13 protein-coding genes and 1 pseudogene are annotated in these 15167 nt (G+C 66.4%); 9 read left to right on the top strand and 5 right to left on the bottom strand.

Features of this window, described 5'->3' with window-relative positions; all coding sequences use genetic code 11:
- Positions 1-11: 11 nt before the first annotated feature.
- From JWS13_RS46380 to JWS13_RS04085, 3 genes and pseudogenes are all read right to left on the bottom strand, one after another.
- Entirely contained in the window at positions 12-107 is a 96-nt protein-coding gene (locus tag JWS13_RS46380) for a hypothetical protein (protein ID WP_420854994.1), read from the bottom strand.
- 37 nt (positions 108-144) lie between these two features.
- A pseudogene (locus JWS13_RS45395) lies at positions 145-378 on the bottom strand (GntR family transcriptional regulator); the annotation flags it as partial.
- A 452-nt stretch (positions 379-830) separates the two neighbouring features.
- Positions 831-2204 carry an MFS transporter gene (locus JWS13_RS04085; RefSeq protein WP_241032076.1) on the bottom strand — a complete coding sequence of 458 codons (1374 nt, stop codon included), beginning with the start codon at positions 2202-2204 and terminating at the stop codon, positions 831-833.
- A gap of 513 nt (positions 2205-2717) precedes the next feature.
- On the opposite strand from JWS13_RS04085, the gene JWS13_RS04080 reads away from it, so the two are divergent.
- The 3 genes from JWS13_RS04080 to JWS13_RS04070 are packed head-to-tail and all read left to right on the top strand — an operon-like array spanning position 2718 to position 5466.
- Positions 2718-3812, top strand: coding sequence for an amidohydrolase family protein (locus JWS13_RS04080; protein WP_241032075.1), 1095 nt, complete (start codon positions 2718-2720; stop codon positions 3810-3812).
- 2 nt (positions 3813-3814) lie between these two features.
- Positions 3815-4945 carry an amidohydrolase family protein gene (locus JWS13_RS04075; protein WP_206004610.1) on the top strand — a complete coding sequence of 377 codons (1131 nt, stop codon included), beginning with the start codon at positions 3815-3817 and terminating at the stop codon, positions 4943-4945.
- The gene (locus tag JWS13_RS04070) at positions 4945-5466 is read left to right on the top strand and encodes a Rieske (2Fe-2S) protein (protein ID WP_206004609.1); all 522 of its coding nucleotides are present in this window, start codon (positions 4945-4947) and stop codon (positions 5464-5466) included. The genes JWS13_RS04075 and JWS13_RS04070 overlap by 1 nt, the downstream gene beginning before the upstream one ends.
- Here JWS13_RS04070 and JWS13_RS04065 read toward each other — a convergent pair.
- Positions 5406-5606 (bottom strand): hypothetical protein, encoded by a 201-nt coding sequence (locus JWS13_RS04065; RefSeq protein ID WP_206004608.1) that lies wholly within the window; start codon positions 5604-5606, stop codon positions 5406-5408. The two genes, JWS13_RS04070 and JWS13_RS04065, sit on opposite strands and share 61 nt — an antisense overlap.
- Before the next feature lie 27 nt (positions 5607-5633).
- Here JWS13_RS04065 and JWS13_RS04060 point away from each other — a divergent pair, with 27 nt between their 5' ends.
- From JWS13_RS04060 to JWS13_RS04035, 6 genes are all read left to right on the top strand, one after another.
- A complete protein-coding gene (locus tag JWS13_RS04060; RefSeq protein WP_420854992.1) occupies positions 5634-6602 on the top strand; it encodes a PDR/VanB family oxidoreductase in 969 nt (322 codons plus the stop codon).
- Positions 6603-6947: 345 nt separating this feature from the next.
- Positions 6948-8120 (top strand): thiolase domain-containing protein, encoded by a 1173-nt coding sequence (locus JWS13_RS04055; protein WP_206004606.1) that lies wholly within the window; start codon positions 6948-6950, stop codon positions 8118-8120.
- Positions 8117-9709: an acyl-CoA synthetase gene (locus tag JWS13_RS04050; protein ID WP_206004605.1), complete on the top strand. Its 1593-nt coding sequence runs from the start codon at positions 8117-8119 to the stop codon at positions 9707-9709. Before JWS13_RS04055 ends, JWS13_RS04050 begins: the two co-directional genes overlap by 4 nt.
- Positions 9710-9840: 131 nt before the next feature.
- Positions 9841-10371: a gamma carbonic anhydrase family protein gene (locus JWS13_RS04045; protein ID WP_206004604.1), complete on the top strand. Its 531-nt coding sequence runs from the start codon at positions 9841-9843 to the stop codon at positions 10369-10371.
- A gap of 22 nt (positions 10372-10393) precedes the next feature.
- Complete coding sequence (locus JWS13_RS04040) at positions 10394-10723, top strand: WhiB family transcriptional regulator (RefSeq protein ID WP_338050643.1); 330 nt, start codon at positions 10394-10396, stop codon at positions 10721-10723.
- A gap of 142 nt (positions 10724-10865) precedes the next feature.
- A complete protein-coding gene (locus JWS13_RS04035; RefSeq protein ID WP_206004602.1) occupies positions 10866-14339 on the top strand; it encodes a serine/threonine-protein kinase in 3474 nt (1157 codons plus the stop codon).
- A 7-nt stretch (positions 14340-14346) separates the two neighbouring features.
- Here the strand turns inward: JWS13_RS04035 and JWS13_RS04030 are convergent, their stop codons facing one another.
- Positions 14347-15090: a GntR family transcriptional regulator gene (locus tag JWS13_RS04030; protein WP_206004601.1), complete on the bottom strand. Its 744-nt coding sequence runs from the start codon at positions 15088-15090 to the stop codon at positions 14347-14349.
- Positions 15091-15167: the final 77 nt, after the last annotated feature.

The raw sequence follows: 15167 nt of genomic DNA, 5'->3' as shown, positions 1-15167 counted from the left end.
CCGCTTCGTCGTCAAGCGCGCAAGAATGTGTGTTGGATGGAGTCGAGGTGCGTCTGGATTGCGTTGTGCGCCCGTGTCTCGTCGCCGTTGGTGAGGGCATCGACGATGGCGCGGTGTTCGTTCGATTGGCGCGACGTAGACTCCTCGTTTGGGAATTGCTTCGACGAATCCCTCGGCTTGCAGTTGTAGCAAAGCTTCCCGGACCGGTGTCCGGGAGATACCCAGGAGCGTTCCGAGGGCCTGCTCGTTGAGAAATGTTCCTGTCGATTCCGGATAGCGCAGCACCTCGTCTCGCACGTATCGATATGCCCGTTCGCGCCCGGACAGTTTGGGTGCCGGTGAGCTGCATCTGTGTTGGATGGCGGTGGGAGATGACATACCGATCATGGCGACTTCCTAGTGGGAGTTCGATGAAGCCGGGCCGGGAAAGCCAGGAAAGTCCTGCGGCACGTCCCCGCTTACTCGGCGAGGTACAGAGATGAATATCGCGGTGCCGTATGCCATCGACATCATTTGGCGAGTTCCTCGCGGGCCCTGAGCGAAGCGGCGTTTGACACCGCAGTCAATTCATTCAGGCATCTACGTCCGAATTCTTGGATAGCAGTGAATCCTGGATCCAGAGATTTCCACGCTAACGGGAAGACGAGGTGTAGTCAATCCACAGTCTGCTCCTCCGCTGTGACGGACCAGGGCTGCACTGGTTGTCGAGCCCGTCCGCTCGGCGAGCTTCCCCACCGAGCCGGCGCGAATGCCCGGGGCCAACCGCTCGGCCCCGGGCTTTCGCGCCGATATTCAGTTGTAGGCGTCGACGGTCGTGTCCGCCGTGTGGGTCAGTCCTCGGGTACGAGGCCCGCCTCGATGTCGCGGTCCTTGGTTTCGGAAATGGCGCTGGCGCAGGCCACGGAGATCGCCGACAGCGCCGCGAGCATCACGCCCACCCAGATACTTGCGTGGGTCGAGACGATTTGGGCGGCGAGCAGCGGCGGTATCGCGCCACCGAGGATGCCGGCGAGGTTGTAGCTCAGGCCCGCCCCGGTGTATCGAAACCGGGCCCGGAACATTTCCGGCAACAGCGCTCCGGTGGGTCCGTAGGCGACGCCGTAGAGGACCAGCGTGCCGGTGACGGCGATGAGGAACGCGATCGGCGAGCCGGTGTCGAGGAGCGGGAACAAGATCAGCGTCCACGGCACTGCGGTTGCCACCGCCGCCAGGATGATCTTGCGGCGCCCGATCCGGTCGGACAGGATTGCCGCCGCTGCGGTGGCCAGTCCGAAGACGACCGAGGCGATCATCCCCATCCCGAGGATCATCGTGCGACTGAAGCCCAGATGGCCGGTGCCGTAGCTGGTCAGGAATGCGGTGCCCATGTAGAAGAGCGAGAACAGGGTCGCCATCGCCCCCGCCGCGATCACGATTTCCTTCCATTGGACGCGGATGACCTCGACGAACGGCAGTTTGTGGTGGCCGGTGGTGGCAGCGGCCTGCGCCTGCTGCTGCTTCTGCTGGTCCTTGAACACCGGAGTTTCCTCGACCGCCAATCGCACCCACATGCCGACGGCGATGAGCAGCATCGAGGCGATGAACGGAATCCTCCAGCCATAGGTGAGGAAGGCCGAGCTGGTGGCGCCGATGGTGATCGAGGCGATGAAGAAGGTTCCGCTCGCGAGGAAGAAGGCGAATGCCGGGCCCAGCTGCGGATACATCGCCATTTTCCCACGTTTGCCCTCGGGGGCGTACTCGGCGGTGAGCAGTGTCGCGCCGGCCCACTCGCCACCGACGGCGAAGCCCTGCAGGAAACGCATGGCTACCAGGATTATGGGGGCCCAGATTCCGATGCCACCTTCGAAGAAGCCGAAGACTCCGACGTCGTAACCGGGCATGAAACCGATGCCGACGGTGGCGAAACCCATGATGAGCAACGTCCAGACCAGGGTGCGTTTGCGCCCGACCCTGTCTCCGAAGTGTCCGAAGAGGATTGCTCCCACCGGTCGGGCGAAGAACGCCACCGCGAAGGTCGCAAAGGAGGCAATGGTCCCGATGGCCGGGTCCGCGCCCGGGAAGAAGAAGGCCGGGAACACCAGCGCTGAGGCGGTCCCGTAGATGAAGAAGTCGTAGTACTCGATCGTGGTTCCGATCGAGCTGGCTGCGGCCACGCGACGCAGGCTCGTCTTCTTCGCCGAGTGCGACGCGGTAGATCCAGCCACTACGGGCGAGGCTACCGGTTTTTCTACCGACTTTTGGTCGAGTTCTGGCACGAAAGATCAACTCCTCAGGGCGGTTGCCCGTTGCGTCTTCGTCCTCGGCGCGGTCGCCCCCGCGTCTTGTCGAAAGTTCGATGGTGTGTGTATCCTGGACCCTGGATCCACGTAGTGATGAGGCTAACAATCCTTACGGAACACGTCAATGAAGCACACCGACAGGTGAGTGGATGAACAGAAGGTCTTGGTCCGAGAGGCACGGTAGCCGACTCGATCCGGAACTGACGACGAACCCCGTATCCGAAAGCGGCGAAACATAATTGGCGCTCTCGTAGCCGACTCACTCCAGCCGTGGAAGACGGACATTCTCTTCCACGGGCTCATGCCCCACAGTTCCCGGCACAAATTCAGCCCTGTAGCCGGCCCCAGTTCAACCTCGCGTGCCTTCGCGAGCCATCGGAAAGGTTAGGTGGCGTCAAAACCATGGTTGCAAACGTTGTAGCCGAGAATGCCCACACCGTGACACAGTCCGTCCGACCAGCAGTGGTGGACTGCGACGTGCACCCCATTCTCTCCTCGTCGACCGCGCTCCTCCCCTACTTGGACGAGTACTGGGGCGACCAGCTCGTCGCGGCACTGTCCCCGACCTACGAACCCAACTACCATCCGCGCGGTTCCGCCATCGCGCAGCGCCCCGACGCCACGCAGGACAAGGAAGGACGCGCGGCTACCACGGTCGAGGGCCTGGTCAAGGATGTGTTCGCCGACGGGTTCACGGATTTCGCGATCCTGAACTGCCTGTACGCGGTCCAGCAGATCCATCAGCCACGACGCGAGGCGGCCCATGCACGGGCGCTGAACACGTGGATCGCACGGGACTGGCTCGACCACGATCCGCGGTTGCGGGCCTCGATCGTCGTGCCGATGGGAACCCCCCGCGCCGCCGCTGACGAGATCGCGTACTGGGCGGCCCAGGACGACCGATTCGTGCAGGTACTGCTCCTCGGGCAGTCGGAGACTCTGCTCGGTCGCGAGAGCAACTGGCCGATCTGGGAAGCCGCCGAGAAGGCCGGCCTGCCCGTCGCCATCCACATCGGCGGCGTCTTCCGGCAGGCGCCGACCTCGGTCGGTTGGCCGACGACCTACCTGGAGTGGTACGTGGGGCAACAGGCCAACCTCGAGGCCCAGCTCTGCTCGATCGTCTCCGAGGGCATCCTGCAGAAGTTCCCGGCCACCAAGATCGTCGTGACCGAGGTCGGCTTCAACTGGCTTCCGCCGTTCCTGTGGAAGTTCGACAAACTGTGGAAGAGTTACCGCCCCGACCTGCCCTGGGTGGACCGACTTCCGTCGGAGCTGATCCGTGAGCACGTCCGCTTCACCACCGCCCCCTCCGATGGTGCCGAGGAGCCGGGCCGTCTCGACAGCATCGTCGATCGGATGGGTTCGGATCAGATGCTCGTGTACTCGAGCGACTACCCGCACAACCACCACTCCGGGCCGCGTGACATCGAAAGCGGAACCCACGACGGTGCGCTGCTCGACCGCATCTACCGACAGAACGCCGCAGATCTCTACAACCTCGTAGTACCCACCACCTCGGGAAAGGCGGAATAGATATGACCACCATCGAGCACGCAGCCGGCTCCTTGAGCGCTCCTGTGGTCGACACCGGAGTCATCGACGTCGACATCCACCCGGTGCCCCGGGACGGTCTGATCAACACCTACCTGCCCAAGAAGTGGCGCGATCACATCCGCGAGTACGGAGTGCGCACCACCAACGGTCTCCAGTCCATCGGCGAGTACCCGCAGATGTACGGCGGCGCGATGCGCGCCGACGCCTGGCCCGATTCGGGATACCCGGGTTCGGACCTCGGGCTCATCCAAAAGCAGCTGCTGGACCTGCACGACGTTCAGCTCGGTGTCCTGCAGTGCCTGGCGCCCGGCGGTCAGACCCTCAACCCGGCCAGCCAGGCACTGAACCCCGAGCTCGGTGCCGCGTTGTGCAGCGCGATCAACGACTGGCAGCTCGAGCACCTGGTGTACCCGGAGCCGCGTCTGCGCGCGGCCATTCCGGTCACACTCGACTGCCCCGAGTTCGCGATCCAGGAGATCAAGCGGGTCGGTTCCGACCCCGGCGTCGTCTCCATCCTCGGCCTGAGCAAGACGCTCGAACCGCTCGGCAGTCGCCGCTACTGGCCGCTCTACGAAGCCGCGGTCGAAGCCGGACTGCCGTTCCAGTTCCACCTGTCCACCGGCGGCGGTCACGCCAACACCGGTACCGGCTGGACCTCGTACCACACCGAATACCACGTCGGTCACGTGCAGAGCTTCCAGTCCCAGGTCTTGAGCCTGATCCTGACGGGCACCTTCGACCGGTTCCCGGACCTGAAGATCATGTTCGTCGAAGGCAACGTGGTCCACTTCGCGTCGCTGCTGCAGCGGCTCGAGTACCACTGGAAAACACTGCGCAGCGAGGTCGCCGACCTGCAGCGCAAACCGTCGGAGTACATCCAGGACCACATCTGGGCCTCCACTCAGCCGATCGACGAGCCGGACAACCCGGCGCACCTGGCCGAGATGGTCGAAGAATTCTGCGCGGACAACGTCCTGTACGCGTCCGACTACCCGCACTTCGATTTCGATTCGCCGGAAACGGTGTTCCCCCCGAGCTTCCCCAAGGATCTGCGGGACAAGATCCTTCGCACAAACGGCCAGAAATTCTTCGGCCTCGAGGTGACAGAGTAATGACGAAATACATAGTGGCCGACGCGACCGAGATCGAGCCGGGCCAGCGAAAGATCATCGAACTGGAAGGCCGCTCTATCGGCGTGTTCAACCTCGACGGCGAGTACTTCGCGTTGTTGAACCAGTGCCCGCACGCCGGCGCCGCGTTGTGCGAACACGGCACCATCTTCGGTGTCTCGGCCGCGGAGGGTCCCGACCAGACCATCGAATACCAGCGCGGGAAGTCCTTGCGGTGCCCCTGGCACCAGTGGGAGTTCGACATCCGCACCGGCCAGTCCTGGTACGACCCGCGCAACACCAAGGTACGCAAGTACGAGGTGGAGGTCATGCCCGGCGCTCCGGAGGATGTGGTCGATCCCGACGGCGGGGTGCAGCAGGGACCGCACGTGATGGAGGGGTACGCCGTGTCCATCGAAGGTGACGTCGTCGTCGTCGACACCAGCCGTCGGCGTGCCGGCACTCAGCGCAACCGGCCCACCGCGACACCGTGCGCGGACACCCAGCCCGCCACGACGGCGTAGCTGCCCGAACACTCGTCGTGGGCCGGGCCGGTGACTCGATCTCCGATCACCTCACCGGTCCGGCCCACCGCGACTGTCGTCACGGACTCGTTGCCGACGGCGACAACGACGATCACCGATGTGGTCGGCCAGATGCCCAAGTCGATTCTCTTGCAGGGATGGCACCAGTGAAAACACATGTCCATAGCGGTGACGTCACCGAACTCGAGGCGATCATCGTCAGCGTCACCAACGAAGCACACGGAGTCCGTTCCATCGAACTCGCGCCCGCCGATGGCGACAAGATGCCGCGATGGGAGCCCGGGGCGCACATCGATCTGCTCCTGTCCCCCGAACTCGAACGCCAGTACTCACTGTGTGGTGATCCCGACGACCACGGCACCTGGCGCGTTGCCGTGCTGCGGGAACCGGAGAGCCGTGGCGGGTCCGAATGGGTGCACGACCGCCTCGCGGTCGGTGACCGTCTTCGGGTGCGGGGCCCGCGCAACAATTTTCCCCTGGTCGAGGAGACCGAGTACCTGTTCATCGCCGGCGGGATCGGGATCACCCCGATTCTGCCCATGATCGCCCGGTGTGAAGCCGCGCGGACACCGTGGCGACTGGTGTACGGCGGGCGCACACAGACCTCGATGGCGTTCACCGAGGCCCTCGCCGAGCACGGGGACAAGGTGACGTTTTGGCCCCAGGACAACTGCGGCATCATCGACCTCGAAGCACTCCTCGGCGAACCTCGTGACAACGTGGCCGTCTACTGCTGCGGCCCGGGCGTACTCCTCGACGCCGTCGAGGAACGGTGCCACGGCTGGCCCTCGGGATCATTGCACGTGGAACGGTTCCGACCGAAGGCCGGCGCCCTCGACGGGCCGAACACCTCCTTCGAGGTCGAACTGGACGAGAGCGGCATCGTCGTCACGGTCGGGGCGGAGGAGTCCATCGTGGACGCGCTCGAGGCCGCCGGTGTCCACGTTCCCACCTCCTGCCGTGAGGGCACCTGCGGCACCTGCGAGACCGTGGTCCTCGAGGGCACACCCGATCACCGCGACTCCTACCTCACCGAGCAGGAGAAGGAGTCCAACGAGGTCATGATGCTGTGCTGCTCGCGGTCCAAGTGCAGCCGGCTCGTCCTCGAACTGTGAGCTGAGGCCCGTGCGGGATCGCGTATGCCCGCGTCGGAGCGCAGGGGCCACCGAGTTGTCCCCGCATTGTCGAAGCCTCCCGTCCCGGATGGCCGGTGTCCCGCCGAAATCAGGGTCCCGCCGGTTTGGGGTTCCATCGCCCCGCTCGGCACCCGTGCCCACCAATGCTCCGGGTAGGTCGACTCGGTTCCTGAGGCGACCAAACCCGAGGTCAGCTCCGCAACGGTGTTCCCGTCCCGAGAGGCAGGAGCCCGCAGTCGATTCCCGGCAAGGGCGGTCGTGGCGGCGCTCGTGGTCGGCAGACACTCGATTCCACCTACCCCCACTGCGGAGGCGTTCGAACCAATGCCAGATATGCCCTCCATCGTCGGCTGGTCGCACACCCCCTTCGGGAAGCTCGACCTGCCGGACGTCGAAGAATTGATCGCCGAGGTAGCGGTCGCCGCGCTCGACGACGCAGGTGTCGAGCCCCGGGATGTCGATGCCATCTACGTCGGCGTGTTCAACAACGGGTTCTCGCCGCAGAGTTTCGAGGCCGCCCTCGTCGGGGTCGGTCACCCCGAACTTGCCCGGACTCGATCGACACGCGTCGAAAATGCCTGCGCCACAGGAAGTGCCGCATTGTTCGCCGCTCTCGATCACATCCAGTCCGGCCGTGCTCGGGTGGCGCTGGTGATCGGCGCCGAGAAGATGACCGGTGTGCTCGGCGCCGATGTCGGGGACATCCTGCTCGGCGCGGCACATCGCCGGACCGAGGCCGGAGCGGGAAGCTTCGCCGGGATTTTCGGTCGGCTCGCCGAAGAATACGGGCGGCGCTACGGCGACCAGCACGATTCCCTCGCCCGGATCGCCGCGAAGAACCACGGCAATGGCGTACGAAACCCCTACGCACACATCAGGAAAGACCTCGGATACGAGTTCTGCGCGGCACCGAGCACGCGCAACCCCGTGGTCGCCGGACCCTTGCTGCGCACCGACTGCTCGCTCGTGTCCGACGGGGCCGCCGCGTTGGTGGTCGCCTCCCCCGAGGTGGCCCGGGCCGCGCGACGATCGGTGTCGGTGCGTGGACGGGCACAGGCCAACGACCCGCTCCCGTTGGCACGGCGGCGGGACCCGTTGTTCTTCGCCGGGGCGCAGGCGGCGTTCCGCGGTGCACTCGACGAGGCCCGGATCTCGCGGGAGGACCTCGATCTCCTCGAAACCCACGACTGCTTCACCCAGGCCGAACTGATGCAGTACGAAGCGTTCGGGCTGGCCGAGCAGGGCAAGGGCGGGCTGGTCATCGATGCCGGCATCACCGAGCGCACCGGGGCCTTGCCGACGAACGTCTCGGGAGGATTGAAGTCGAAGGGGCACCCGATCGGCGCTACCGGTGTGTCCCAGCACGTGTTGGCGGCGATGCAGCTCACCGGTGAGGCCGGGCAGATGCAGTTGCCGACGGTGCGGCGGGCAGCGGTGTTCAACATGGGCGGTGCAGCCGTGACCAACTACGCGACGGTTCTGGAGCAGACCCGGTGAGCCCGCGTGCGACTCGCGCGGTCAACCTCGCGCACACGTTGACCAAGACCGCACGCCGGTTGCCGGAATCGACCGCACTGGTCAGTGGCCCAGTTCGGTGGAGTTGGCGCGAACTCGACGACGCGGTCGGCGCGCTCGCGCACCTGCTGCACGAGCGCGGGGTGCGTCCCGGACAGTGCGTGCTCGTCCACAGCACCAACCACCTCGAGTATGTCCAGACGATGTTCGCGGTGTGGCGGGTGGGCGCGGTGTTGGCCCCCACCAATGTGCGGGTGACACCGGCCGATGTGGCCGGAATCGCGCGCACCTGCCGGCCGGTCGCGCTGGTGTGCCACCGAGACTTCCCCGAGCATGCGTCCGCGGTGACCGCGGAGATCCCCCTGCCCGCCGGGATCCTGTGGATCGGCGCCGATCCGACGGACGAGGACGGCGTCGCCGCGGCCGGATCACCCATCCCGTACACCGATGCGCCGGTCCGTGTCGGTGCCCCGGCGTGGTACTTCTTCACCTCCGGCACCAGCGGCGCCCCCAAGGCGGCGATCCTCACCCATGACCAGATGGGATTCGTACTGACCAATCACCTCTGTGACCTGATGCCGGCCCTGACCGAGCGGGATGTGTCGCTCGTGGTGGCTCCGCTCTCGCACGGTGCCGGCACCCATGTCCTGCCGCAGGTCGCCGTGGGCGCCGCCACGGTGCTGACCCGGTCGGGCACGCTCGACGGGTCCGAGGTGTGGGAGCTCGTCGAGCGCGAGCGGGTGAGCAACATGTTCACCGTGCCGACCATCTTGAAGCTACTCGCCGAACACCCCGATGCCGGGGTGCGCGACCATTCCAGCCTGCGGCACGTGATCTATGCCGGCGCCCCGATGTATGCCGCGGACCAGCAGCATGCCCGCCGTGTCCTTGGCGACGTTCTCGTCCAGTACTACGGGCTCGGCGAGGTCACCGGAAACATCACCGTCCTACCGCCCCGGCTGCACGACCACCCCAGCCCGGACGGGGTCGAGATCGGCACGTGCGGATATCCCCGCACCGGCATGCAGGTCAGCATTCAGGACGAGACCGGTCACGAACTCCCCGCCGGCCGGCAGGGCGAGATCTGCGTCGCGGGACCGGCGGTGTTCGCCGGATATCTCAACAACGACGCCGCCGACGCCGCCGCATTCCGGGACGGCTGGTTCCGCACCGGCGACCTCGGGATCCTCGACGATCACGGCTTCTTGTACGTGACCGGACGCGCCTCGGACATGTACATCTGCGGGGGCTCGAACATCTACCCGCGCGACATCGAGGAGAAACTGCTCGAGCACCCCGACGTCTCGGAGGCCGCGGTTCTCGGGATGCCCGATCCGGTGTGGGGTGAGGTGGGCGTCGCGATCTGCGTGCCGGTCCCCGGAGCCTGCCTCGACCCGGACGAGTTACGTCGATGGCTCGAACCGCGGCTGGCCCGGTACAAACTGCCCCGGCACTTTCTGCTCTGGGACGAGCTGCCCAAATCCGGCTACGGCAAGGTCGTCAAACGCACGATCCGCAGCCAACTCCACGCCCGCTCGTGGCCTCCCGCGCGGCCCCGGGCGGTCTCGTGAGTGCCACGGGCATTGCCGGCGGCCGTGCCGGCGACGGCAACCATCGTCCACGCCGTACACGACCCGAGCATCCTCGATCCGTCCGCAGTATGCGGCACCTACCTACCCCACAACCGAAAGGCCGTGAATTGATGATTCTGGCAATCGACTCCGCCGTTCCCGAGATCGGTGAACAGTCCTGGATCGCACCGTCCGCAGCCGTGATCGGCGCTGCCACCATCGGTTGCGAGGTCGGTATCTGGTACAACGCCGTCATCCGCGCCGACACCACGACGATCACCATCGGCGACCGTACCAACATCCAAGACGGTTGCGTCGTGCACGCCGATCCCGGGAGCCCGGCCACCATCGGCTCCGGCGTGTCCGTCGGACACAATGCCACCCTCCACGGCTGCAGCATCGGCGACAACGTTCTCATCGGGATGGGCGCGACGGTCCTCAACGGCGCCGAGATCGGCCGCGACAGCCTCGTGGCCGCCGGCGCGCTGATACCCGAGAAGATGGTCGTGCCACCGCGCTCGCTGGTCGCCGGTGTTCCCGCCAAGGTGCGCCGCGAACTCACCGAGGCGGAAGTCGATCACATTCGGGCCAACGCCGACGGATACCTGACCGCGCGGCGGACCCATGCCGCTGTCCACGCCCGGGCCGACGCGGCCGTGTAAGGCCACGCAGTAATCCCGGAGGGTGGTGCGACAGGTGAGAACAACACATGCGGGAGCCGGTGAGGGCCGCGGATCCCTCCGCGCGTGCACCGACCAGTGGGACTGGCAACTGCGTGCCCGCTGTCGGTCACTGGGAACCGAGACGTTTTTCGGCACCGACAGCGAAACGAGGGGCGCGCGGATCCGGCGCGAGCGCAGGGCGCGAGCCATCTGCGGGGAATGCCCGGTCCGGGAACGATGCCGTGACCATGCACTCCGCGTCGGCGAGTCGCACGGGGTCTGGGGTGGCACCTCCGCCCCCGAACGGGCCCGCCTACACCGAAAGCAGCGGCGCCGGAACGGCGGGAGCTAGGTGCCGGTGCCCCTTCGCTGCATCGGATGGGTCGGTGTTCACACCGATCTGCGCTTCCAGGATTACCCTCGATGAGGACAGCCGAGAGGTGACCGGATGAACGCACCGATACGGACGAATCCACCGGAGTACGGGGCCCAGCATGGCCGCCGACGATCCCACCGCTACCGGAGATGACCGGGTAGGCGCTCTGATTGTCGAGTTGCGAGACGCCGGCCTCCACGATGCGCAGGCGATCGGCAGCGGTGGATTCGGGGCCGTGTTCCGGTGTCGTCAACCTCGGCTCGATCGGGTCGTCGCGGTCAAGGTGTTGACCACGACGCTGGACGCGGTCACCCGGGAACGATTCCTGCGCGAGCAACGAGCGATGGGGCGGGTATCGGGGCACCCGCACATCGTGAACGTCTTCCAGGCCGGAGTCCTCGCCAGCGGTCGCCCGTTCATCGTGCTGCAGTACCTCGGGCATGATTCCCTCGACGGCCGGATCCGCGCCCACGGCCCGCTGCCATGGGCCGAGGTTGTTGCGCTCGGGGTGAAGATGGCCGGCGCCCTCGAGACCTCCCACCGGGCCGGGACATTGCACCGCGATGTCACACCGGCGAATATCCTGCTCACCGAGTACGGCGAGCCTCAACTGACCGATTTCGGTGTCGCACACATCACCGGGGGTTTCGAAACCACCACCGGGGTGATCGCCGGCTCTCCCGCCTACACCGCACCGGAAGTGCTCAGCGGCGCCCCCGCCTCACCCGAGTCCGATGTGTACGGGCTCGGCGCGACCTTGTTCTGCGCCCTGACCGGTCATGCCGCCTTCGAACGCCGCGGCGGTGAGCACCTGCTCGCCCAGCTGGCGCGTACCACCACCGACCCTCTTCCCGATTTGCACGGACACGACATCCCCGGCGACGTCCGTGACTGCATCGAATGCGCAATGGCCCGCGACGGGTCGATGCGGCCGCCCACGGCCGCCGCGTTCGGCGAACTCCTCCGCCGCACCCAGAGTCGTCACGGGTTGCCGGTCGACGACATGGCGCTGGCGGTCGATCCCGACGACCCGCACGTCACCCGAGGATCGACCGGCGGCGACGCGACCTCCCCCTACAGGGCGTACCGGCGAGCCAATACCACCCCGCCGCCGGCACCGGCGACCCGCTTCCGGCCGCCCCGTGCGGTACGCCCGATGGTCGAGCGGTCGAGGTTGATCGACTTGCTCCGCACCAGCGGTCGCCGTCGCCTGACCGTGATCCACGGACCGGCGGGCTTCGGAAAGAGCACCCTTGCCGCGCAGTGGGGCGAGTTCCTGACCGAGAGCGGAACCTCCGTCGCCTGGCTCACCGTCGATCACGACGACAACAACCTGGTGTGGTTCCTCTCCCATGTCATCGAGGCGCTCCGCAAGACGCGTCCCACCCTGGCCCGGGAGCTGCGCGAGACCCTCGAGCACTACGGCGCCGACGCCGAACAGTACGTGCTGACCGAGCTGGTCAACCAGATTCATGCAGACGGCGAATCGATAGTGCTCATCGTCGACGACTGGCATCGCATCACCGCCCCATCCACCGTCGCGGCGATGGAGTTCCTCCTCGACCACGGCTGCCATCACCTGCAAACGGTCATCACCAGTCGAACACAATCCGGTATTCCGGCCAGCCGCATGCGGGTTCGCGACGAACTGGTCGAGATCGATTCGACGGCACTGCGGTTCGACGAGGAGGAAGCGCGCGCCCTGCTGCGCGACGTCAGCGGCCTTCCCCTCGACGATGACGCGGTCATCGATCTCACGAACGCCACCGAGGGCTGGGTGGCGGCGCTGCATCTGGCCACCCTGTCGCTGCGTGACTGCGACGAACCGGCCGAGCTGATCGCCCACCTGTCCGGCAGGCATCGCACCATCGGCGACTACCTCGCCCAGAACGTCCTCGACGCCCTGCATCCCGATCTGCTCGAGTTCATGCTGGCCACCTCCGTGCCGACCAGGATCAGCGGAGATCTGGCGGCCGAGCTGACACAGACCCGGCCCGGTCGCGCACAGCTGATGCTCGAGGACATCGAACGGCGCGATCTGTTCCTGCGCCGCCTCGACGACGAAGGGCGATGGTTCCACTATCACCATCTGTTCGCCGAATTCCTCCAGCAGCGCCTCGAGCGCGATCACCCGGGACGGCTCGGCCGGCTGCACGCTGTTGCGGCACAGTGGTTCGGCGATCATCGATCGCTCCATGAGGCGATCAATCACTTCCTCGCCGCGGGGGACCCGGAATCCGCAGCGGAGATCATCGAGGTCGACGGCGTCGAGCTGCTCGAGGATTCCCAGATCGCCACTCTCCGGGGACTGGTCGAAAAGCTTCCCCCGGCGATGGTCGATACCCGGCCACGCCTTCAACTTGCGCTGGCCTGGGCGAACAGTCTGCTGCACCGACCGGCCGAGATGCGCCGGGCACTCGACCGCGCCGAGACTGCACTGACCGACTCCTCGCTCACCGAATCCCAGATCGCAGACCTGCGCACCGAAGCTGTGGTGGTGACGGGGGTAGCTGAGATCCGCGCCGACCGGATCGAGGGACTCGACGAACTCGTCGCGGTCTGCCAGACCCGGCCGGACACGCTGCGCCCCTGGGTCGCCTCGGTCGCCGCGAATGTTGCAACGTTCGGTGCCATTTACCATTTCGACTTCGATGCCGCCCGCCGCTTCCAGCAATGGGCCCAGCCCTATCACGAACGCAATCGTGGTCCGTACAACGCGGTGCATGGGTTGTGCTGTCTCGGTCTCACCGATTACGAGCAACTCGACCTCGACAGCGCCGAGGACAATTTTCGGCGAGCACTCCGCGTCGCCCGCCGGGCCGGCGGCATCCATTCGCATCCTGCTCGCCTCGCGGGAAGTCTGCTCGGTCAGCTCCGATACGAGCGTGGTGACATCGCAGAGGCCGAGCGATTCCTCGACGAGGGGTATGAGCTGGGAGCGGAGGCCGGCATCGTCGACTTCAAGCTCGCCCGGTATGTGACCGGGGGTCTGATCAAAGCGCTGCGCGGCGATCGGGACGAGGCGCTGCGTCGGCTGAGAGAGGGTGCGCGCATAGCCCGTTCGATGGAGCTGGGCCGGTTGCAGGCGGCGGTGGAGCAGGAGATGGTGCGGCTGGGTCTGGTCGACGCCCCGGTCGTCGCCGCGGCGCCGCCGTGGCCGCGCCCTCCGCTGGACGGGATCGAGGCGATTACCGCACAGATTGGCGACGCGACCCTCATCCGCGCCCTGTTGCGATCGGCCGCCACCGCCGACCAGGTGGAACTCGCCTGTCGGTGGGCTCGGCAGTGGGTGGACGATCTCGAGGGGCAAGCGCGGCCTCGTGCCCTGTTACACGCGCAGCGGCTGTACGTCGCGGCGCTGGTGCGCGCCGGCCGGACCGCTGACGCCAAGCAACTGTGCACCGTGATCGCCGCTACGTGCATGCCGCTGGGCATGGTGCGGTTCCTGCCCGACGGCGGACCAGCCGTCGCGGACCTGGTGACCGAGCTTCGGGGCGACCTGACGGCAGGACGGTGGTCGCCGCTCTGGTCACCGGTGACCCAGACCTTCCTCGACGCGATGGCCGAGGTCGAGTCCGCGTATCTACTCTGAGCGGCGATCAGCCCTGGTCGGCGGCAGCGACACGGTCCTCCGGGGGCATGACCTTCGCCAATTCCGAAGCGGCGTGCTCGAGGTGCTGGTGCAATCGGGCCTCGGCCAACTCCGGGTCACCGGCGCGCATCGCCTGCACGATCTGTTCGTGCTCGTCCCAGGCGGAGGTAAAGACCTCTTGGAGATGGAGGACCTGAACCATCGCCCGCTCGACCGTCGACCACACCGGCATGATCGAACGCCGGAAGAACGAATTCTCGGTGGCGTCGAGAATCGACATGTGGAACTCGCGGTCCGCGGCGAGCAGTTGCGCGGGCCCATAGGTCGGCACCAACGGTTTGTGCGTCTCCACCACTTTGTCGATGGTGGCCAGTCCCCAGACGGGCTGATGCTCGGCGACGTGTCGTACCGCACGGGATTCGAGCGCCCCACGCACCTCGAACACATCACGCAGGTCGCGTTCGGTGAACTGACGCACCGCGACCCCGCCGCCCGGAACGACCTCGAGCAGTCCTTCGGCCACCAGTTCTGCGGTCGCGGTCCGGATCGGCATACGGCTGACGCCGAGTTGTTTGGCCAGCTGCACTTGATTGAGTCGGGACCCGGAGGGAATCTCCCCCAGTGCGATGGCCAGCCGAAGTCGGTCTCGCACCCCACGGACCAGGGCGGTAGTGTCGCGCGGCGGCAGTTCGCCGAGGACGGACTCTCCCAGGGCGAAGCCGGTCGTGCCGTCGGCTAGTTGCTCAGACATGATGGGCCCTCCGCTGTGTCCACTGATCGCGGGTGGCGGGATGAACCCGACACCCGCGCTGGTCCGAGAGCTACCGC

The sequence above is a fragment of the Rhodococcus pseudokoreensis genome, assembly GCF_017068395.1.
GTDB classification, from domain to species: Bacteria; Actinomycetota; Actinomycetes; order Mycobacteriales; family Mycobacteriaceae; genus Rhodococcus_F; species Rhodococcus_F pseudokoreensis.
This window is presented reverse-complemented; position numbering and strand designations above follow the sequence as displayed.